The following is a 20,346-nucleotide window of genomic DNA, read 5'->3' as shown; positions in this document are numbered from 1 at the left end:
ATGGACGATCCTCTATATATAAAACAAAATAAAACAGAAAATAAAAAAATGACTGAATCTGATTATTTGAAAATTCTACAAACCGAAGGCTTTAAAACTAAGTTTGGAGAATCTAGTGAAAAAACCAATAGAATCCATCTCAAAAAAAAGTGAATGGGACGATTATGGATATAAGACTTCTTTTTTATGTGGCACAATGGAGTGTTTTTAGGAAAAATCAGAATAGCTTCAAAAAGTCAAGAGCTTGGTATCTATATAATTGAAAAACTTCCTGAAAAGTTTGAAAAATTACCAAAAGGATTTTTCTCTAAAATAGAAAAAACTAAAGAAAAAATGTGTCTAATGAACAAAAATAAATCCTTAAAGTTTTATTAAATGATATCAGCAATACGAATTAATTTGACTGCGAGGATGTTATTAAAAATCTTTAAAATCAATGTCACTATAAATTACAAAATTTTTGGAATCCAAATGTTGTCTCACTCCAATATCTATCCGTAAAAGACAATAAGAATCCTCACAAAAATAAATCTTGTCTTGATAGTTTTTTTTAAAGATCTAAGGTTTTTACCACTTTGCAATGCCATATTTGAGCAATATCAAACACACACAAACTATTTTTCAATACGTTGTAGTCGGTATTTGTTTATTTATTAATCTATGGCAGAATTAATAAAAATTAAAATAATCAGGAAAAATTATGAAAGCACAAGAAACAATATTATTGAATCTCATTAAAAATGTTTCTCCTGGATTCACAATACCCATTTATCAGAGATTTTACAGTTGGAAACAAGCAGAATGTTTAGAACTTTGGGAAGATATTTTACGGGCAGGATTAGACGAAAAAAATAATACTCATTTTCTAGGTTCAATAGTCTATGTGCAGGATGGCATTTATTCTGCCACAGCTAAGTCTCATTTAGTCATCATAGACGGACAACAAAGACTCACAACTATAATATTATTATTGATTGCATTATCCGAGTTACTAGACGAAAAGCAAGAAATTATAGAAGATTTCTCAAAAAATAAACTAAAAGATTGGTACCTAATCAATCATCTTGAAAAGGATGATAAAAAATATAGGCTTATCTTGTCTGAAACAGATAAAGATACCCTAATAGCCCTTATAGAAAAAAGGGAACTGCCAAAAGAATATTCTATTAGAATAAATGAAAATTATATTTTTTTTAAAAATAAACTTGAACAGCATAAACATCAGCTTGAAATTATCTGTAAAGGTATAGAAAAATTATCGGTTGTAGACATTTCACTTGATAGAGATCATGACAATCCGCAGTTAATTTTCGAAAGTATGAACTCAACAGGCAAAGATCTTACCCAGACAGATTTGATTAGAAATTATATCCTAATGGGGGTAGATCACAAAACTCAATTAACGCTATATCAAAGTTATTGGCGACCGATGGAACTTGATTTTGGACAAGAAGGTTATCAAGATTATTTTGATGCCTTTATGCGATATTACCTTGCCATAAAAACAAAAGAATTTCCCAAAATAAATCATATTTATGAAGCATTCAAAAAATATCATAAAGAAAAAAGATCAAATATTGAATCTTTGATAGCTGATATAAGAGTTTATTCTCAATATTTCTGCAAAATAGCACTAGATCAAGAAGAGAACAAAAAATTATCTTGTGCTTTCAAAGACTTTAAAGAGCTTCAAGTTGATGTTGCTTATCCTCTATTGTTACAACTCTACGATGATTATAGAAAAAAATGCTTACCTATAGAAGATTTTGAAAAAGCTGTTCGACTAATAGAAAGCTATATTATTAGAAGATCCATCTGTGGCATCCCTACAAATGGACTCAATAAAGTATTTCTAAACTTTGCAAATTCAATTGAAAAAGACAAATATTCAATTGAAAAAGACAAATATTTAGAAAGTTTTCAAGCTAAATTAATTTTAGCACCTCATCAACAAAGATTCCCAAAGGATGAAGAGTTTCAAAAAGAGTTTATATCAAGAAATTTCTATGATTTTAGAAATAGTAAATATTGCCTAGAAAGATTAGAAAACTTCGGCAGGAAAGAAAAAATAAATGTTAATAATTATACAATAGAACATATTATGCCTCAAAATGAAAAGCTATCACAAGAGTGGCAAAATGATTTGGGGGCAAATTGGAAAGATATTCAAAAGAATTGGTTACATACATTAGGCAACCTAACACTTACGGGCTACAACCAAGAATATGGCGATAAACCTTTTAAAGAAAAAAGAGACTTAGAAGGTGGGTTTGCAAAAAGTCCTCTAAAATTAAACGAATATCTAAGAGATATCAATATTTGGAATGAAGAAGCCATAATAAATAGAGCTAATATTTTATCAAACCAAGCAATTAAGATATGGATTTATCCAAAGCTTGAAGAATCTGTTTTAGAAAAATATAAAAAGTAGCAATCATGACATTAATGATCGATCAATCTTAAACTTTTAAATCTCACAATAGAAAGCTTTGAAGAATTCAAAAAATATTATCTCTATGAAAAATAGCTTAAAAAAATATTAACATAGAATTTAAATAACTTAGAAAGAAATGAGGTTTAACTATACATGCTCTAAAAAAATATTAACTTTATACAGGAAATTAATAAATGAAAATCAGAGTCTATTACGAAGATACCGATTGCGGAGGAATTGTCTATCATACCGCTTATATCAGATACTGCGAACGTGCTAGAAGTGAAGCATTTTTCGCTGCAGAAACAGATCCGCAAACAAATACGGGCGGATTTGTCGTGCGTTCTTTAAATGCCGATTTTATAGATAGTGCAATGCTAGGTGATATCATAGAAGTAAGAAATAAGCCACTTAAAATAAAAAATGTCTCCATCTTGCTCCAACAAGAAATTTATAAAATATTTGATAACACAAATAAAAGTCCTTGTAACACTAAAATATTCCAAATGATTGTAAAATTAGGCTATATTGATTTCACAACCCATCACCCAAGCGTGATACCAAAAAAATTCTTGGAGATTATCAATGGAAAATAACAATATTCAAATACTGCAAGGAAAACCCGAAATTACCTATCCTTGTGAATGGGAATACCGAATTATCGGTGAAAACGAAGACAAAATCAAAGAAGCAGTCTTTGAAATAATGCCAAGACCCTACACTTTGGAAACAAAAAATAAATCCTCCAAAGGTAGATTTGTCAGTTTCCACGCCAAAATCATCACAAACACCGAAGAAGAGCGCAATGAGATCTATACTAAACTCTCCGCCCACCCTGAAATCAAGATGGTAATCTAACCCCTGATATCTAAAAGACTCTCTTCAAACTCAAACAAAGGTTCAATGTTTTTTTCCATACAAATCTGCACAACATCAAATCCTTTCAGTCTGTCTTTATCGGCTTCCAAAATCCTTCTAATACTCTCATACGCCACATAAATTTGGGCATTAACCCCATTTTCTCTAAGATACACTCTCCCGCGTATCGGTCCTAAATTAGGATAAAGTGCATAAAACTCCAGACTTTGCTTTTTGGATTTACTTACTTTAAGCTGTACCAAAGAATCCTGATTGGAATCAGAAATAACAAAAGAAAGCACATTTTTCTGCAAAGAAAGTAACAAATTCCCCAGACTTAAAAATTCATATCGAGTTTGTGCATTTACAAATTTATCCAGTAAAAAATCCTTATAAGAGTCTTGCAAATCCCCTTCTTTAAAGATTTTTTCCAAATCACTGAAAGAAAACTTCAATGGACTATTCTGCAAGGTTTCAAGCATTTGGGGCTGGTGTATGAGATTAGAAAGCACAATCGCTCCTACTGAACTTCTAGACATTTGTGCCCAATACTTTTGCCCGATAGTAAGTTCCTTTTGGCTTCTTGTAGCAATCGTTGCATTCCCTAGTCTTAATAAATACTCCCCATCACCTTTTTTTTCAAGGACTTTTAATAATAAAGGCAATGTAGCGTTAAACTCACTCACCCCTTTACCCTTAACTCCCAACGCATTCAAATGCGCCAAAGCCCTGATTTGGTCTAACATAAAAGCCTTTGGACAAAATCTGTAATTTCAAAACTTATGCTAAGTTTATCTTTGAGAGTGGCGTGGTGTGTGGCAGTTTTAGAAAAAAACATCATTTCATTATTTGAAGAACCAAACGGATTGTGTTTCCCAATGATGTTTAAACACACCACTTTACACCCTTTACCCCCATCGTGAATATCTTGCAGCATTTTTTGAGCTGACTGGATAGCTCTTGCCTCATCGCATTCAGCCTTAAAGCCAATTTTAATAAGATTAGGAAAACAAAGCTCTTTGAGAATATCAATATTTTTAACGCATTCTATATTCCAATTCTCCCCAATATTTTCTTTTTTCAGTTTGCTTTCAAAACGCTTCTTAGGGACATAATCACTAATCGCTCCAGCCATAAACAAAAATACCCTTTCTTTTTGTGGAATATTTTCTTTGATCGTTTTGAGATAAGACGCACTATCTGTGACTTCAAAACGCTTCACTCCTAATGGCAAGATGATAGGAAAAGATGAAGCGATCAAAACAACTTTTGCTCCAAGCAAATAAAGAGCTATCGCCAAAAAGCTTGCCTGCAGTCCGCTGGAATGATTAGAAAGATAGCGTACCGAATCAATATTTTCCACGCTTCCCCCGCCTGTGATAATCACTTCCTTATCTTGCCAAAAATCATTTGAAACCAATCGCTTGCACGCCTCAAAAATGATTTCTTCAATCTCACTCATCGCACCTTTTCCATAAGTATCGCAAGCAAGCAAACCAACTCGGGGTTCAATAATACCAAATCCATAATCTTTCAAATATTTTAAACAATGGCGTGTTTGAGGTGATTCAAACATAGCCGTATTCATCGCTGGAGCGACCATTTTAGGAGCTTTACACGCCAAAAGCGTGCTTAAAACCAAATTATCTGCAATCCCCCAAGCTATTTTTGCTAAAGTATTTGCACTTGCAGGTGCTACAATAGCAATGTCTGCCCACTTGGCATAAGCGATATGGTTGCAGGAAAGCTCATCTTTTGTTTCAATCCAACTCTCAGTGTCTGCGTGCAAAACCTTTGTATGCAAAATCGCCTCAAAACACAAAGGGGTTACAAATTTCTTTGCCTCTTCACTCATCACAACGCGCACATTCGCGCCAAGCTTTTTAAATGTATTTCCAAGATCAGGCGTCTTATAAGCAGCAATCGAAGCACTTACCAAAAGTAAGATATTTTTACCTTTTATAAACTCAAGCCCTGATAAAATAGAATCTTGCATATTTCCCCCATCGACAAAGAGTGACGCTAAATAGTTATATTTGCACTCATTGTCAAAATATCTTGAGCTTCTAGCCATTTGTCATTGCCGTTACTGCTATATTCAAATCCCTCTTTTACTCTTTTCCCGCATTCATTTTTAAGCGTTTTGGTATAATCAATCGGGGTTTGAAAACTAATCGCAGGAGTCAAGATAAAAAAATCATCAAATTCTAATGCTAAATGCGAATCATCTTTAGGGATCATCACCTCGTGCAATTTTTCACCCGGACGAATTCCGATGATTTTGACAGGAATATTTGGGGCAAGCGCTCTTGCCAAATCTACAATCTTCATACTTGCAATCTTGGGGACAAAAATCTCTCCCCCGTGCATTCTCTCCAAACTATCGAGCACAAATCTCACACCATCTTCAAGTGTGATCCAAAAACGCGTCATCTTTTCATCAGTAACAGGAATCTCTTTTGCCCCCTGATGAATCAAGCGTTTAAAAAAAGGGATTACACTCCCCCTGCTCCCGACCACGTTTCCATAACGCACCACGCTGAATTTAGACTTAGAGAGTCCTTTGATATTATTTGCACTTACAAAAAGCTTATCAGAACAAAGTTTGGTTGCCCCATAGAGATTAATAGGATTGGCAGCCTTATCTGTACTCAATGCCAAAATATGCCCAACCCCGCATTCAAGAGCAACATCAATCACATTGCTTGCCCCATAAATATTGGTTTTGATACATTCCATCGGATTGTATTCAGCGATAGGCACGTGCTTAAGCGCTGCGGCGTGAATGCAAATATCTACATCCCTAAAAGCGCTTTGAAGTCTTTCTTTATCCCTAACATCCCCAATAAAATAACGCATTCTTTTATCATCAAAAATCCGTGCCATTTCGCATTGTTTGAGTTCATCGCGACTATAGACAATGATTTTTTTAGGGTTATGATTTTGTAACGCCGTTTGAACGAATTTTTTTCCAAAACTTCCCGTTCCACCCGTAATTAAAATTGTCTTCCCATCAATCATATGCGCCATATTTTTCCCTCACCAGCGATAGCCTAAACTCATCGTAGCAATTTTGAGTTGCCCAAGACCATCAGATTGATACATACTGCGCCTATTGTCCTTAAAAGTTACTGAATATGCCAATCCTAAATCAAAACCCCTGAAATTATATTTAGCACCCACACCGACCATATACCCATCAGAATCGGGAATACCGATTTTATCTTGTGGGCTAGGTGCCTCATCATAAGCCAAAGATCCCATCAAGCGCAAGCTTTTGCCCTTATAGGTAACACCCAATCGATATGTGTTGGTATCTCTCCAACCCGCTCCCATATTCATCACCCCTGCAAAATCAGCCAACCCGACCATATTTTTTAAGGTATTACTGTTAAAAACATTTTGATTTGCCACCATCCCACTAAGCCCAGTATAAGTAGCATTGGCAAAGTCAGGGGTTACTAAAAACTTACTCCCCCGACTCCAAAATGTCCTTTCATATACACCCTCGACCCGCAAACGATCCTTGAAAAACGTTTGAGCATATGCAAGCGTTAAGATCTCAGGCATCGTAACAGCGATATTAAGATCCCCCGTCGTCAAGACATTTCCAATAGCTCCCCCAATATAGGTTGTCGCAGACAAATTTCCTTTCATATCGAATTTGACAGGAGAATTATACACCACCGAAAACATTCCGTGATCAAATACCTTCAAAGAAGCAGATACGCGATATCCTGTCGATAAAGCTTTCCCATCAGATTTTTGATAAACCTTAGCAGTTCCAAAGAGATTAGTGGTTTCTGAAGCAAGAGACCCCATCAAAGATTTGATTGTACAACCAAATACTTTGCAAGCACCCAACACAAGATTTATCAATGGATTGTCTTTAGGTATCAATGCATTCAATTGATCATCAGTCAAATTCATCACTTGGTCTTTACTTAGAGAAATTCCAGCCCCACTCTTATCCAACGGCACATACACGACATTATTAAAGCTTCCCATCGCATAGAGAACCCGTGGGGCAAAACCTACCGAAAATCGATCCCCAATCGTATAGCTCACACTTGGAGCAAACTCAATCATCATAATGAATACATCTTGCAAAAACTCCCCACCTTTGCCCGCCCAATTCATCGCCAAGCCTGAAGGTGCTACAAAACTCGCCCCGAAAGTAAAGCCATTATGTGTGCGGGATTTATAAAAAAACTTCGGCAAAATAAAATTCGTATCGCCCGTTGAACCTGATACAATCTGAGAGTCGGGTGAGGAATGATAAAGGTTTATAGGTGCATTCATTATGCCAGATGCTAATTTTCCTATGACACTATCATCAAATTTTAATGTCGTACTAGAATATAGTCCCTGATTGGTCGTGGGTACATCAAACTTAAATCCTGGGATAGTGATGAGGGAAGTGGCGATTTCAAACTCGCTTTTATTTTCCCCCCAGTCATTACTAAAGCCCATATTTGCTGGGTTATAATAACTTGCATCCGCCCCTCTAGCACCTGCCACATAAGCAGAACTGAGTGCTGTGCCATTAGTGCTTTGCTCTTGGATTTTAAATCCATTTCCAAAAACAAAAGAAGACAATAACGCCAACCATAAAACTCTTTTCATTGCATCCCGATAAAAGTCATTCATTTTAATGACTGATTTTAAAAACTTATTTTATCTTTTTTTGGTTAAAATCGTATTTAATGGAACCATTAAAGTTTATCAAAAAAATAAAAACGCTTGCTGAAGCTTGTTTCAATCACAAAAACAAAGAGAATTATTGAGAGTTATCATTATAGTCATCAATGGAAATAGTAACGCCTGTACTCATATTTCGAAAAAGAATATGTCCGGGCTTGCGTTCATAAAAAATAATTTCGCCACTTTTTTGAAATCTTTGAATCATTGTATCATTCGAAACTATTTGTTTGCCAATACCGCCAAATATATCCCGTCCAAGCAAAATATCTTCAAACAAATCTCCATAACTGACTTTTCCAAAGAAATTTTTAGCGGCAGGCCATTTGGGAGCACAATCATTCAAAAAACAAATTTGAGATTTTTCTATTCGAATAGTTCCGATACTTTTCCCTAGTTTGAAAAGCTCTAAATTGATCTCTTTTTCTTTTGGTTGAATATCCAAAACACCATAATCATAAAAGCGCAACATAGGGGTTTTAATATAGATAAGTTTAAATTTGGCAGGTTTTTGCTCCGCTTTAGATTTTTCAGCTGCAGCAACTCCTGCCTCTTTTGAGGGTTTATTTAAAAAAAAATCCCCTACAGAAGCACAAGATGCAAAAAAAATAGGGATCAAAACCGCCCCAAAAGAAATGAAGGCTTTTCTCAAGGACATTTTATTTAAGAGCATTTTAGCTACGAGTACCACTCAATGCACGATACCATACTCTACCATCAAGCTTTAATTCCATACTGACTTGGCACAGACCATCTTTATAAACGGTCTCTGTGATTTCGGCATTTCGAATCAATGCTTGAACTTTTGTTTTAATCGTAGAATTCTGAAGCACCATATCCCTAACGGTATCTTGAGCATTGACACGAATTCCATACATTTTTTCGCCCAACTGCCTATAAGCATCGACGATTGCAGCGCGCTTTGCCAAAGCTAAAGCCTGTGAAGGGGATATAGTTGATTCAGGTGCTACACCCATACCCACCGCACTAAGTTCAATAATATTAGTCGGAGTGAGGAGTGGAGTATTTGGAATCATCGGCTCTGAATTTTTAGGAGCTATAGATTCATTGGAATTATCAAAACGCGTATCTGGGAGCGGAAGAGGAGGCTCACTATTGCGTCTGACTATATTTCCGGCATTTAAATTGGGATTATTAAAACCTGCCGGAGGATAAACAGGAGCTTGAACCCCGCCAGGCTGATAAACTGCAGAAGGCGGAATAAGACTCGTTTCATCTGAAGGGGTCATCAATGAATTGCACCCCACAAACGCTATGCCTACTGCTAAAAAAGCCGAACCGTTTAATAACCTTCTTGTCATAAAACATCCTTTTAAAATATTGTTTCAGATTTTTAAGCAAAAGTCGTGCCATTTTTACAACAAAACAATTGAAGGATTAAACGCTTTTGCAACAACTGCCACAGAATCGCCAACTTTGAACCCTGCAGCCTCATTGGGGTCTAAAACGATTTTAATCACTGAACCATTTATTAAAATATCAACGATAAACACTAAAGAGTTTTTTGTGATTTTAAGGATTTCACCATTGATTTGGAGTTTGGCACTGAAGCGTTCGTTTAAAAACACCTCATCAGGCGTGCCGATTTTTACAATCTCCCCATTCTGCAAGCAAATAACTCGATCAGAAAGTCTAAAAACCTCCCCCAAATCGTGACTGACCAAAAAAGTTGTCATACCAAAATGCCTGCTCAAATGTTTCAGTTCTTCTTGAAGCTTTGCCCTCATTTCTCCATCAAGAGCGCTCAAAGGTTCATCTAAAAGCAAGATTTCAGGAGAACTCACCAAAGCTCTTGCTAAGGCCACTCTTTGAGCTTGACCCCCAGAAAGAGAATCAATCTTTTTTTTACACAACCCCTCCAACTCCATCAAAAAAATCACCTCTTGAATGCGCGTCTTATCACCCCTGCATCCAAAAACGATATTTTCATAAACATTCAAATGTGGAAAAAGTGCATAGTTTTGAAAGACAAACCCGATTTTTCTTTGTTGGACGGGTAGATTGATACGATTATAAGAATCAAAATAAACCCTCCCTCCGATTGCAATTTTTCCCTTATCTGGGTTTTCCAATCCCGATAAAATGCGTAAAATCGTTGTTTTTCCTGCCCCAGATTTGCCAAATATCGAGAAAAACTTCCCTTCTTCAAGTTTAAGACTGACTTTTAAGGCAAATTTTCCCTTGCTGCCATCAAGCGTTTTTGTAAAATCAAGTTCAATCACACAATTCCCTTACCGCCTGTTTTTCTATTAATAAAAATCACTGCAAAAAGTAAGATAAAGCTCACCAAACAAAGGCTTAAAGCATACTGATTGGCTAAAGTATAATTCGTCGCCTCCGCTTGGGTGTAAATAGCGATACTAGCCACTCTAGTCTCTCCAGCAATATCCCCTCCAATCATCATCACCACGCCAAACTCCCCGACCGTATGGGCAAAAGTCGTCACCATCGCCATCAAAATAGCAGGCTTAATATTAGGCAACAAAACAAACAGCAAGGTATAAAACCTGTTTTTTCCTAAGGTATAGCTTGCTTCTTTTAAGGACTTTGGAAGAGAAATAAGCCCACTTTTAACAGGATTGACCATAAAGGGTAGAGAAAAAATCACACTCCCAAGCACCAAACCCCAAAAACTGAATGCTAGCTTAATACCAAGAATATTTTGCAAAAATTCTCCGAAAACATACTGCGGGGAAAACGCCAACAACAAATAAAATCCTAAGACAGTCGGTGGCAAAATCAAGGGCATCCAAATCAAAGTTTCCAAAAAAGTCTTAAAAACTCCCCGTCCAAATGCCAAATAATTTCCCAAAACAATCCCTATGGGTAATAAAATAAGCGTTGTGACTAAAGCTAGGGCAAAAGTCAAACGCATCGTTTGAAAAAACTCTGGATCAATCATATTCAAGCATCACTTCAGAAGATTTCACAAACCAACCAAAAACTTTTCCTATATCTATCCCAAGCTCCTTGTAAGCTTCTGCTGAAATCAAAGAGGAAATTTCTCTACCTTCAAATTCAAAAATCACTCTAGCAATTGCGCAAGAAACTTCAGTTCTTAAAACTTTTGACACAAAACGATTTCTAGCGCTAATCTTAAAATAACTCGGATCACAAACCATCACTTCACTCTCTTTAAAAACAGCATTGAGTTGAAGACCCTTATAAAATGTATGCCCTCCGTCCAAAAGCATTGCACTTAAAAAATGGTTTGCGAATGCCAATTTTATAAAGATAATTCCCTCATCATATAAAATATTTTCAACTATGCAAGGAATTTTATTCATTCACTATATAACCGAATTTTTTGAATATCGCCTTTGCATTTGGGCTTAAAATAAAAGCTTCAAACTCCTTTGCCAACTCATTGTCTTTGCCATAATTAGTAAGAACTAAAGCCTGATCAATAGGAGAATAAAGGGATTTATCCACGATAATATAACTGATATTTTTATCTTTTTTATCTATCAAAGACAATGCTCCAAAACCTGCTTGCGCATTCCCGCTAGCAACAAATTGATGGGCTTGAGAAATTGATACGGCATTGATGAGTTTTGATTTTATCTTCCCTTCAAGGCGGGTTTTTTCTAAACTTTCTTTGGCCGCTCTTCCATAAGGTGCAAGCTTAGGATTTGGAATGGCTATATGAACAATATTTTTATCTGCAAGCATCTCAAGCGAAGTGATCTTGATTTTAGGATTTGCACTCCAAAGCACTAAAACACCTTGAGCATAAATCCTTTCTTCTTGAGGGGTTTTTCCCTCTTCATAAAGCTTATGGGGAAATTCCCTATCAGCTGAGACAAACAAGTCAATAGGTGCTCCTTGAGAAATTTGAGCATAAGCCTTGCCAGATGAAGAATAGCTGATATTAATTTTATCTTGAGGATGGGTATTTAAAAACTCTTTTTGAATCTCTTGAAGCGTATGAGCAAGATTAGCAGCAGCAGCCACATTGATCTCTCTACCAAATGATGCAACCACAAATAAAACACATAAAAAAAATAACTTTCTCATTCTTTGATCTCCTTTTTAATCATTATATAATATTTTATATAACGCTCTATAAAGATGCTAGCTTGTCTTCTAAAAAAGTGATTTTTTTTTCCAATTCATCTAAATTTTGGCTTTGGCTGAAATATTCTTCCAATCTCCCCATCGCTCTTTCAAGTTGTTTGAAAACAGCAATTGCCTCCTCACCCTCAGGGGTAAGTGCCGTGCCCCCTCCACCTTTGCCTCCGCTGATACTTTTAACCATAGGTTCCCTAGAGAGATGATTCATACTATCCACGCTATCCCAAGCTGCTTTGTAGCTCATTCGCATATTTTTCGCCGCCTTTAAAATCGATCCCGTCGTTTTAATGTGTTCAAGCAGCTCTATTTTACCTTTTCCTAGAAAATTTTTATTTTCTTTTTTTATCCAAAAACGCAAAAAGATTTTCATCTTCTAATCCTTATAACGATTGCTAATGACTAAAAACTCATCAATATGATCTAAAAACAAATCAACCAATTCAGGTTGGAACTGTTTGCCTCTAAGTCCTTTGATATACTCAATCACTTCAGGCAAAGGCCAAGCCTTTTTATATACCCTGTCATTGCTGATTGCATCAAACACATCTGCAAGAGAAGTGATTCTCCCAAAAAGAGGGATTTGATTTCCTTTCAAGTTATTAGGATAACCACCTCCTGCCCACCATTCGTGATGGCTTCTAGCAATCTCAGAGGCAGTTTTTAAAATCAAACGATTAGAGTCTTTTAATATATCTGCCCCTAAGGTCGTGTGTGTCTTCATAATTTCAAATTCTTCAGGAGTTAGCTTACCAGGTTTATTTAAAATATAATCAGGAATGCCCACTTTTCCGATGTCGTGCATTGGAGAGGCGATATGGATAAGATCCTGTTCTTGAGGTGTGCAGCCATAAAGTCTAGCAAGAAGTCTAGAATATTCAGCCACCCTTTTGATATGATTCCCCGTTTCTCTGCTTTTTCCCTCACAAATCGTTCCCATCGCAACGATAACGTCCTTTTGAATACTTTCTATTTCTTTTTGGGTTTCAATAATCTTTGTGACATCTATCCCTGTCGCCATAATTTCCATAGGCTTACCCTGAAGATCATAGATATAAACGGCCATACTATTGATATAAAAATGCCTTCCATCAGTTCGGCTCCAACCGATAATGCCCTTATAAACTCCTTTTTCATTCAATGTTTTGCCAATCTTTAAAAAATGTTCCTTTTGCGTATCATCTAAAAATTCATAAAGATTTCTACCCAAAACATCTTTTGATTCAAAACCAAAAACTTCCAAAAATGCGGAGTTGGTATAAATAAAATTACGATTCAAATCAAGACGAAATAAAATCTGACTCCTATCAATGAGACTTTCATACTGATTGAGTAAAGATTGTTTTTCTTCATCAGAATACTGCAAAAACTTAACATCATTTTCAAGTCTTTTTTGCCTCATCTCCTCATCTGTCCGATCAATTTCTCCCACGATATAAGACAAAACATTATGATTATTATCAAAAATAGCTTTGACAAAAACATTCACATAATACAAGCTTCCATCTGCTCGGATATGGTTCATTTTTCCACTCCAAATCCCATCTTTTTTGAGTTTTGGAATGACTTCAGTAAGGGTATAATGCGTTGTTTCTTTATCTAAAAAATCCGCTATATTTTTTCCTATTTGCTGCTCTTTTGTATAGCCTGAAACCTCAAGCATTTTTTTATTGACATTGGCAATATTTAAATTATGATCGACTTCAATATATTGCATTGCTTCAATAATCAATTCTTTATAACTTTTTAGCGAACTAGTAGTGATATCAAGCTCTCTGGAAGTAACCTGAGACAAATGCGTGAGTGCATTTAAAATCATTGATTCCTCACTCCGCTCTATCTCCAAACAATCCTCATTTGTCTTAAACTCAAAAGTATTCTCACTAAGCATAATACGAGTATTTGTAAGGTTCAAAATAGCATTAGAACTTCCAAAATGATAAATCTCACCATAGGTAAAAAACCCGCACGCAAGATCTGTATGAGTAAAGACGTCTAAAAGTTCATTGATCCCCTTCAAGCCTAAAAATGCAATTCTTCCCACGCACGAATACATATAAATCGCCTCAAGATTCTTGGGGCGATTAGCATCTTCAAGCACTAAATCTTCTTTAATATTTTCAAGAATTCCAAACGAAAACTTGACATACGCACCTTCAGGAACGATGCCTAAAAAAGAAATTCCTCCATCATCACAGACCTTATCCAAAACCCTAGCAATCATATTTCCTTGAGAATCTTCAAATATAAGAGGAAAATTCCAACCTGTTTTAGTCAGATCGCTTAAAATATTTTCTCCAAGATAATGGGTATAGACTTCTTTAATCGGAGTATCATTAATTTCATAGACAATATTTTGAACTGCCTTTGTAACCTTCAGACTCAAACCAATGGGACGCCAACCAAAAATATGACTGTTTTGGACGTTTAAGATATCTGAATCAATCGTTGCACAAACAATCCCATTCAAATAAACGCCTGCGGTGTTCCCAATCAATGTGCGGGACGCCTTTATGTGATTTCCCACAGCCGCCTTTCCCCCACATACAATTAAATCAGGGGCAAGTCGGTAAATTTCATTTAAAAGAGTTTCGCCTGAAACGCTAAAAAATTCAATAAAAATAATCAAAAGTTTTGTTTTGGGCGTTACAAGCTCAGAAATGATACGCGTAGCTATCTGCTCCTCACTTAAGGTGTTGGAAAAATATGCCGTTTTCACGCTCGAATGAGAAAAACACGAAATACCCAAACAAATTTCGCTAAGTGCTTTAAATTCAAACAATTGATAAGAACTTGAAGCAAGTAAGATTTCACAACCTGGCAGGATTTCATTTAAAATGTCGATCAAATATTCTGACATTTCACGACCTAAAGGTCCAAAAATTTGTATAAAATATTTTTCTTTGCTCTCAGGTTGGATATGATGACGTTTCAATTCGGCCTGAAGTTGATTTTTATCCTTAAAAATAATATTTACTAAGCGCAACACTTATCCTTAAAAAATAGTATAAAAAATATTTTAATAAATAATACCAAAAAAATACTTTTTTTAATTATGCAGATTATATCCAAAACCTAGAAACCCTAAATCAAACCTTAGTCGCCAAAAAGCAAATGCTAAAAATATGGTATCCCTGAATATAGGCATATTCAATCCTATAACGGTGCAAGAGTAATATTTCATTCACAATTGAAAGACCCAACCCGTGACCACTCACCGCATTATGTGATGCATCTCTGCAAAAAGGTTCCAAATAGTAACTGATTTCGTGCTCAAGCTTATCTCCCTTGTTTTTCACGACAATTTTATCTTGAACACATTCAATATAAATTTTTTCTTCTGCGGTATATTTTAGGGCATTTTCTACAAGATTTTTTACAGCCACAGATAAAAGTCTTAAGTCCCCTCGGACAATAAAATTTTTTCCAAAATTCACTTCGATTCTGCTTTCTTCATCAGAAAAGCTCGATAAAGCTTCAAATATCAATGTCTCACTCAAGAATTCTTCATTGGCAATGATGATCTTCCCACTATTGACACGCTCAAATTCAAGCATATTATCAGAAATTTTTTGCATATCCAAAACATAGCGCTCAAGTCTTTTGATCTCTTGGGTTTTATTTTTTTCTAGAGCTAATATAAGTTTCATCTTTGCTAAAGGGGTTTTGAGTTCGTGACCGATATTTCGCAAAATCAATTCCCGACTTTTAAGCATTTTATAAATCTTATCCCCCATAAAATTAAAAGCCCGAATCAAATCCCCAATCTCATCTTTGCGATTAGTACTAAAAGTCCTATCATACTTACCTTTTGCAAACTCTTTAATGGCATTGCTAAGTTTATTGAGCGGGGTTAAGATCGTGAAAGAAATGATATAAAGAACTGCCAAAATCAATATAATAGGTAGAAAAAATACTTTGAGTCGATTTTCCTCCCAAAAATCAGTCTCAATATCTTTGACTACAACAAAATTATCCCCAAAATAAGTCACGCTAAAACCAATTTTATTTTCAGTGCGAAAAATTTTTATTCCCAACATATCATCATTTCTAGCTTCGATAATTTTAAAAGATTGGGGCATAGAATACAGTTGGGTATAACCGAATTTTTTCACTGCAAGCATCACTGCATTTAAATTTCCGGTAGTGTAATTAGGCAAAATACTCTGAATAAAAAGCATTGTTTCATTCTTAATGCGTTCATTTTGTTTTTCGACAATGATTTTATCAGTCTGATACCACAACCCAATTACAAACAAAAATGCCATCCCAAAAAGGATACTAAACTTTACGCGAAGATTTCCTATAAACAAAATTTATAACCTATCCCCCAAACAGACTGAATGAATTTAGGCTCTTTGGCGTTGTCGTTTAATTTTGCCCTAAGATTTCTCACGTGCGTATCAATACTCCGAAGTAAGCTGTCTTCGTGAATAGCATTGATGGTATTGGCTATAGCCTCCCTAGAAACGGGGTGGAGTCTATTTTCTATCAAAAATATCAAAATATCAAACTCTGTATTTGTCAAATCCAACACTTGATCGTCCAATTTTGCTTCGCGTTTTTGGATATTGATCGAAAGATTATTAAATACCATTTCCTTTGGTTTAAATCTCCTTAACATTGCATTGATTCTAGCAATAAGCTCTGCGGGCTCATAGGGTTTAGCCAAATAATCATCTGCACCTTTGTCAAAACCCTGAATCTTGTTGTAAATATCCCCTCTAGCCGTAGAGATAATAATAGGAACTTGGGAAATGCTCCGAATTTTTTTACAAAGCTCAAATCCATCCATTTCAGGTAATGTCAAATCTAAAATTATCAAATCGATACTGCTATGATTTTCTTTGAGCAAAGCTGTTGCCTTGCTAGGCAAATCAGTAGCCAAAACCTCAAATTTTGCCTGTTCCAAATAGGTTTTTATCAACCCTTGCATTTCCAAATCATCTTCAATCAATAATAACTTGCCCAACTTTCTCTCCTTGTGTCAATCTTCCCCTCTGAAATCTTTTGATATCTTGCTCCTTTGCTCTTGGTTTAAAACAGAATGCAAATCTTTTAAAAACTCAAGATCAATTTGTATTTTTCGATCGTGAATGATTTTCATCTCATTTTTAATCTCTTTGGTACTGAGATCTTTTGCAACAAAAAGTCGCATCATTAAAGCATCAGTTTTTTCATTATTGCTCCACCATTCTTTGAGATTGCGATGGTATTCTTTAAAAAGCCTTTTAATCTCTTTTTCCTGATCGTGGCTCAAACCGACCTCCTTAAGATCTTTATGCAATTCGTTTAAATCCCTCCAGCTGTCTGCAAACAAAAAAGAAATAAAAAACAAACATAGAAAAACTTTTTTCATCGCAAACCTTTCTAAAATATCTTATCAAAAATTATAATCGCTGTTTTTATGGTTTCTGTCAATTATCAAACAAGTTTAATTTTTAATAAGATCATCAAAGCTGCCTGATCCTTTCATATTGCTTAGGTAAAATCATATCTTCTCCTAGTTCAAGTCCTGCTTGAATCGCCCAATAAGGATTCTTTAGTAATGCTCTAGCCAAAAATACCGCATCGACCGCACCGGATTTAACCAATCTTTGAGCCATTTTTACATCTGTAATCAAACCCCCGCCGATACAAAATACGCCAAGTGCCTCTTTAAGTATTCGCGCACATTCTATCTGATAACCCGGATATACTTTGATTACTGCTTCAACAACCCCACCAGTACTAACATCTAAAACATCAAATAATCCCTTGAGAGGCTCTAATAAATCCACAAAATCCATTGCCTTATTCCCATCTTTGTGGTAATCTTGAGCGGATATGCGCAAAAGAATAGGAAAATCTTGGGGTAAAACCGATTTTAATGCCTCAAGAATCTCCTTTAAAAATCTTGTCCTATCCCTACCGTATTCATCGGTTCGTCGATTGGAAAGTGGAGACAAAAACTCACTGATCAAATACCCGTGAGCTGCGTGTATCTCTATTGCATCAAAACCTGCTTTCAAAGCTCTGATAGCAGCTTGTTTAAAGTCTTCTATTACATCTTGAATATCTTTTAGAGTCATTTGTCTTGGCATTCTTGAACTATCTGAAAAAGCAATCTTTGAAGGAGCGATGATTTCTTGAGCTTTACATTCGCATTTTCTGCCTGCGTGACTGATTTGGATTGCCATCTTTGCACCATAAAGATGGCAGGCATCGACAATAGATTTTAACCCCTCTATATGTGCATCACTCCAAATCCCCAAATCTTGATCAGATATCCTACCATCCCTAGAAACTGCACTTGCTTCCACGATAATCAAACCGACTTGCCCGATGGCTCTAGTGAGATAATGTGTATAATGCCACTGATTGACCATCCCCTCTATTGCGCTGTATTGATCCATAGGTGCCATAACGATACGATTTTTTATTTCCAAATTCTTCACTTTCCATAGGGAAAAAAGCGTATTTTTCATCAATATACTCCTAACATTTGATATAAAAACCTTTTTCATTATAGACAACATCAAATTTTTCGCCACTTTTAAGATCAATCAGATAACATTGTTCTATAGTTTCAGCCTCCGCTCTTTGAATCGGAATCTGTCTTAGCCTTTGTTCAACTTCGCTGATATCCTCGCACAATGCCGAAAAACCAAACATCATCAATTTATACTGAAAGTCCATTGGGTCTGCCTTCGTGAAAATTATTAAATGTTAATTCTAAAAAATACTCTACCATAAAAATATTATATTTGTTAAAATCCCAAAATGATAAATCTTAATCAAGGCTTTTAATGAATAGTTTTACACAAACTCGGAGAAATGATGGTCTGCATCCCCAACAAGCAGATTTTAAAGAGGTGGTTTTAAATCCCAGTGCTTCTTTTGGAGGTCTATACACACTAGAACACATTCCTAAGATTGATTTTAAACCTTTTATAAACTTGAGCTATCCCGAACTTGTGAAAAAAATCTTTTTTACACTCAAAATCTTAGAAGATGAGGAAATATTAGAAAGTGCTCTTAAACGCTATAAAAATTTTGACGATCCCACAAATCCCGCTCCTTTGTCAAAAATAAAAGAAAATTTTTATATTCAAGAGCTTTACCACGGACCTACAAGAGCTTTTAAAGATATGGCTCTGCAACCTTTTGGGGTAATGTTTTCCAAATTTGCAAGTAAGCAAAATAAAAAATACCTGATACTTGCAGCAACTAGCGGGGATACAGGACCTGCCACGCTTGAAAGTTTTGCTGATCAAAAAAATATTTTTGTCGTATGTCTCTATCCAAAAGGTGGAACAAGCGATGTTCAAGCGCTTCAAATGACAACGCAAAACGCCAAGAATCTAAAAGTATTGGGCATTAACGGAAATTTCGATGATGCACAAAGCATACTCAAATCCCTGCTTAAAGATGAAGAGTTCAAAGAATCTCTCAATCAAAAACAAATTCTCCTTTCAGCAGCAAACTCTGTTAATTTTGGGCGTATCGCATTTCAAATCATTTATCACATATGGGGGTATCTGAATTTAGTCAAAAATAAAAAAATTACTTTTGGAGAGAATATCTGTATCGTTGTGCCTAGTGGGAATTTTGGCAATGCATTAGGGGCTTTTTATGCAAAATTAATGGGACTCCCGATTCAAAAAATCATCATCGCTTCCAATGCCAATAATATTTTAACAGAATTTATCCAAACAGGCATTTACGACATCAAAGACAAATCTTTAATCAAAACTGCTTCTCCTGCAATGGATATCTTAAAAAGTTCCAACATCGAAAGGGTTTTGTTTGCTCTTTTTGGTTCTGAACGCACACATCAACTGATGGAAAGCTTAGAAACAAAATCGTGTTATCAGCTCTCTCCCAAAGAGCTTTCAACCCTACAATCATATTTTTCAGCCTCATTCTGTACCGATACAGATTGTCTTAAATGCATTAAACAATCCTTTGAAGATGGTTATCTGCTTGACCCCCATACAGCAACAGGTCTGAAAGTCGCTAAAGAATTTTGCCAAGATATCCCTACCATCATTTGTTCGACGGCTGAATGGAGTAAATTTGCACCAACAATCGCACAAGCAATTTTTGGCAAAAAACTCAATGATCAAGAAGCAATTCGACGAATGTATCAAGAAAAAAATATTCAAATCTCGCCTCTGATAGAAAATCTATTTTCAAAACCGATCGTTCATAATGAGATTTTAAATAAAAATGAAATCAAATCAAATATTTTAAAGTGGCTTTCAGAAGAAAAATAAAAA

General features: G+C 35.5%; 21 protein-coding genes and 1 pseudogene. 5 read left to right on the top strand and 17 right to left on the bottom strand.

Going from position 1 to position 20,346, the window contains the following annotated elements; all coding sequences use genetic code 11:
* The 4 genes from BKH41_RS09800 (at position 1) to BKH41_RS06760 (ending at position 3,292) form a co-directional block, all read left to right on the top strand.
* Positions 1–153: a hypothetical protein gene (locus BKH41_RS09800; RefSeq protein ID WP_180762761.1), complete on the top strand. Its 153-nt coding sequence runs from the start codon at positions 1–3 to the stop codon at positions 151–153.
* A gap of 547 nt (positions 154–700) precedes the next feature.
* A complete protein-coding gene (locus BKH41_RS06770) occupies positions 701–2,431 on the top strand; it encodes a DUF262 domain-containing protein (RefSeq protein ID WP_095298288.1) in 1,731 nt (576 codons plus the stop codon).
* Between the two features lie 197 nt (positions 2,432–2,628).
* Complete coding sequence (locus tag BKH41_RS06765; RefSeq protein ID WP_095298286.1) at positions 2,629–3,030, top strand: YbgC/FadM family acyl-CoA thioesterase; 402 nt, start codon at positions 2,629–2,631, stop codon at positions 3,028–3,030.
* Positions 3,020–3,292, top strand: coding sequence for a DUF493 domain-containing protein (locus tag BKH41_RS06760; protein ID WP_095298284.1), 273 nt, complete (start codon positions 3,020–3,022; stop codon positions 3,290–3,292). The genes BKH41_RS06765 and BKH41_RS06760 overlap by 11 nt, the downstream gene beginning before the upstream one ends.
* Here the strand turns inward: BKH41_RS06760 and BKH41_RS06755 are convergent.
* The 17 genes and pseudogenes from BKH41_RS06755 to BKH41_RS06675 all read right to left on the bottom strand — a co-directional run bounded on the left by BKH41_RS06755 (position 3,289) and on the right by BKH41_RS06675 (position 18,763).
* Positions 3,289–4,038, bottom strand: a complete 750-nt coding sequence (locus BKH41_RS06755; protein WP_095298282.1) for a hypothetical protein — start codon at positions 4,036–4,038, stop codon at positions 3,289–3,291. The two genes, BKH41_RS06760 and BKH41_RS06755, sit on opposite strands and share 4 nt — an antisense overlap.
* A complete protein-coding gene (coaBC, locus tag BKH41_RS06750) occupies positions 4,032–5,366 on the bottom strand; it encodes a bifunctional phosphopantothenoylcysteine decarboxylase/phosphopantothenate--cysteine ligase CoaBC (protein ID WP_257875435.1) in 1,335 nt (444 codons plus the stop codon). Before coaBC ends, BKH41_RS06755 begins: the two co-directional genes overlap by 7 nt.
* The gene (pseB, locus tag BKH41_RS06745; protein ID WP_095298358.1) at positions 5,315–6,313 is read right to left on the bottom strand and encodes a UDP-N-acetylglucosamine 4,6-dehydratase (inverting); all 999 of its coding nucleotides are present in this window, start codon (positions 6,311–6,313) and stop codon (positions 5,315–5,317) included. The genes coaBC and pseB overlap by 52 nt, the downstream gene beginning before the upstream one ends.
* Positions 6,314–6,331: 18 nt before the next feature.
* Positions 6,332–7,918, bottom strand: coding sequence for an outer membrane protein transport protein (locus tag BKH41_RS06740; protein WP_257875434.1), 1,587 nt, complete (start codon positions 7,916–7,918; stop codon positions 6,332–6,334).
* 154 nt (positions 7,919–8,072) lie between these two features.
* A complete protein-coding gene (locus BKH41_RS06735; protein ID WP_257875433.1) occupies positions 8,073–8,684 on the bottom strand; it encodes a hypothetical protein in 612 nt (203 codons plus the stop codon).
* Positions 8,668–9,219, bottom strand: a pseudogene (locus BKH41_RS06730) (hypothetical protein); the annotation flags it as partial. The pseudogene BKH41_RS06730 and the gene BKH41_RS06735, both read right to left, overlap by 17 nt.
* A gap of 150 nt (positions 9,220–9,369) precedes the next feature.
* A complete protein-coding gene (locus BKH41_RS06725) occupies positions 9,370–10,236 on the bottom strand; it encodes an ATP-binding cassette domain-containing protein (protein WP_095298276.1) in 867 nt (288 codons plus the stop codon).
* Positions 10,233–10,913: a molybdate ABC transporter permease subunit gene (gene modB / locus BKH41_RS06720; RefSeq protein WP_095298351.1), complete on the bottom strand. Its 681-nt coding sequence runs from the start codon at positions 10,911–10,913 to the stop codon at positions 10,233–10,235. Before modB ends, BKH41_RS06725 begins: the two co-directional genes overlap by 4 nt.
* A complete protein-coding gene (locus tag BKH41_RS06715) occupies positions 10,909–11,301 on the bottom strand; it encodes a hypothetical protein (protein WP_095298274.1) in 393 nt (130 codons plus the stop codon). The genes modB and BKH41_RS06715 overlap by 5 nt, the downstream gene beginning before the upstream one ends.
* On the bottom strand, positions 11,294–12,031 hold the full coding sequence (modA, locus tag BKH41_RS06710) for a molybdate ABC transporter substrate-binding protein (protein WP_095298272.1): 738 nt from the start codon (positions 12,029–12,031) through the stop codon (positions 11,294–11,296). Before modA ends, BKH41_RS06715 begins: the two co-directional genes overlap by 8 nt.
* 46 nt (positions 12,032–12,077) lie before the next feature.
* Positions 12,078–12,458, bottom strand: coding sequence for a LysR family transcriptional regulator (locus BKH41_RS06705; protein ID WP_095298268.1), 381 nt, complete (start codon positions 12,456–12,458; stop codon positions 12,078–12,080).
* A 3-nt stretch (positions 12,459–12,461) separates the two neighbouring features.
* Positions 12,462–15,071 (bottom strand): HD domain-containing phosphohydrolase, encoded by a 2,610-nt coding sequence (locus BKH41_RS06700; RefSeq protein WP_095298266.1) that lies wholly within the window; start codon positions 15,069–15,071, stop codon positions 12,462–12,464.
* A gap of 103 nt (positions 15,072–15,174) precedes the next feature.
* On the bottom strand, positions 15,175–16,344 hold the full coding sequence (locus BKH41_RS06695) for a HAMP domain-containing protein (protein ID WP_180762760.1): 1,170 nt from the start codon (positions 16,342–16,344) through the stop codon (positions 15,175–15,177).
* Positions 16,345–16,388: 44 nt separating this feature from the next.
* Positions 16,389–17,057, bottom strand: a complete 669-nt coding sequence (locus BKH41_RS06690) for a response regulator transcription factor (protein ID WP_095298262.1) — start codon at positions 17,055–17,057, stop codon at positions 16,389–16,391.
* A 15-nt stretch (positions 17,058–17,072) separates the two neighbouring features.
* Complete coding sequence (locus tag BKH41_RS06685) at positions 17,073–17,444, bottom strand: hypothetical protein (protein ID WP_095298260.1); 372 nt, start codon at positions 17,442–17,444, stop codon at positions 17,073–17,075.
* A 94-nt stretch (positions 17,445–17,538) separates the two neighbouring features.
* On the bottom strand, positions 17,539–18,552 hold the full coding sequence (locus BKH41_RS06680; RefSeq protein ID WP_095298258.1) for an NADH:flavin oxidoreductase/NADH oxidase: 1,014 nt from the start codon (positions 18,550–18,552) through the stop codon (positions 17,539–17,541).
* 10 nt (positions 18,553–18,562) lie between these two features.
* On the bottom strand, positions 18,563–18,763 hold the full coding sequence (locus BKH41_RS06675; protein ID WP_095298256.1) for a hypothetical protein: 201 nt from the start codon (positions 18,761–18,763) through the stop codon (positions 18,563–18,565).
* A 110-nt stretch (positions 18,764–18,873) separates the two neighbouring features.
* Between BKH41_RS06675 and thrC the strand changes: the two genes are divergently transcribed.
* The gene (thrC, locus tag BKH41_RS06670) at positions 18,874–20,343 is read left to right on the top strand and encodes a threonine synthase (RefSeq protein ID WP_095298254.1); all 1,470 of its coding nucleotides are present in this window, start codon (positions 18,874–18,876) and stop codon (positions 20,341–20,343) included.
* Positions 20,344–20,346 lie beyond the last annotated feature (3 nt).

This window comes from Helicobacter sp. 12S02232-10 (assembly GCF_002272895.1).
Classification (GTDB): Bacteria; Campylobacterota; Campylobacteria; order Campylobacterales; family Helicobacteraceae; genus Helicobacter_J.
This window is presented reverse-complemented; position numbering and strand designations above follow the sequence as displayed.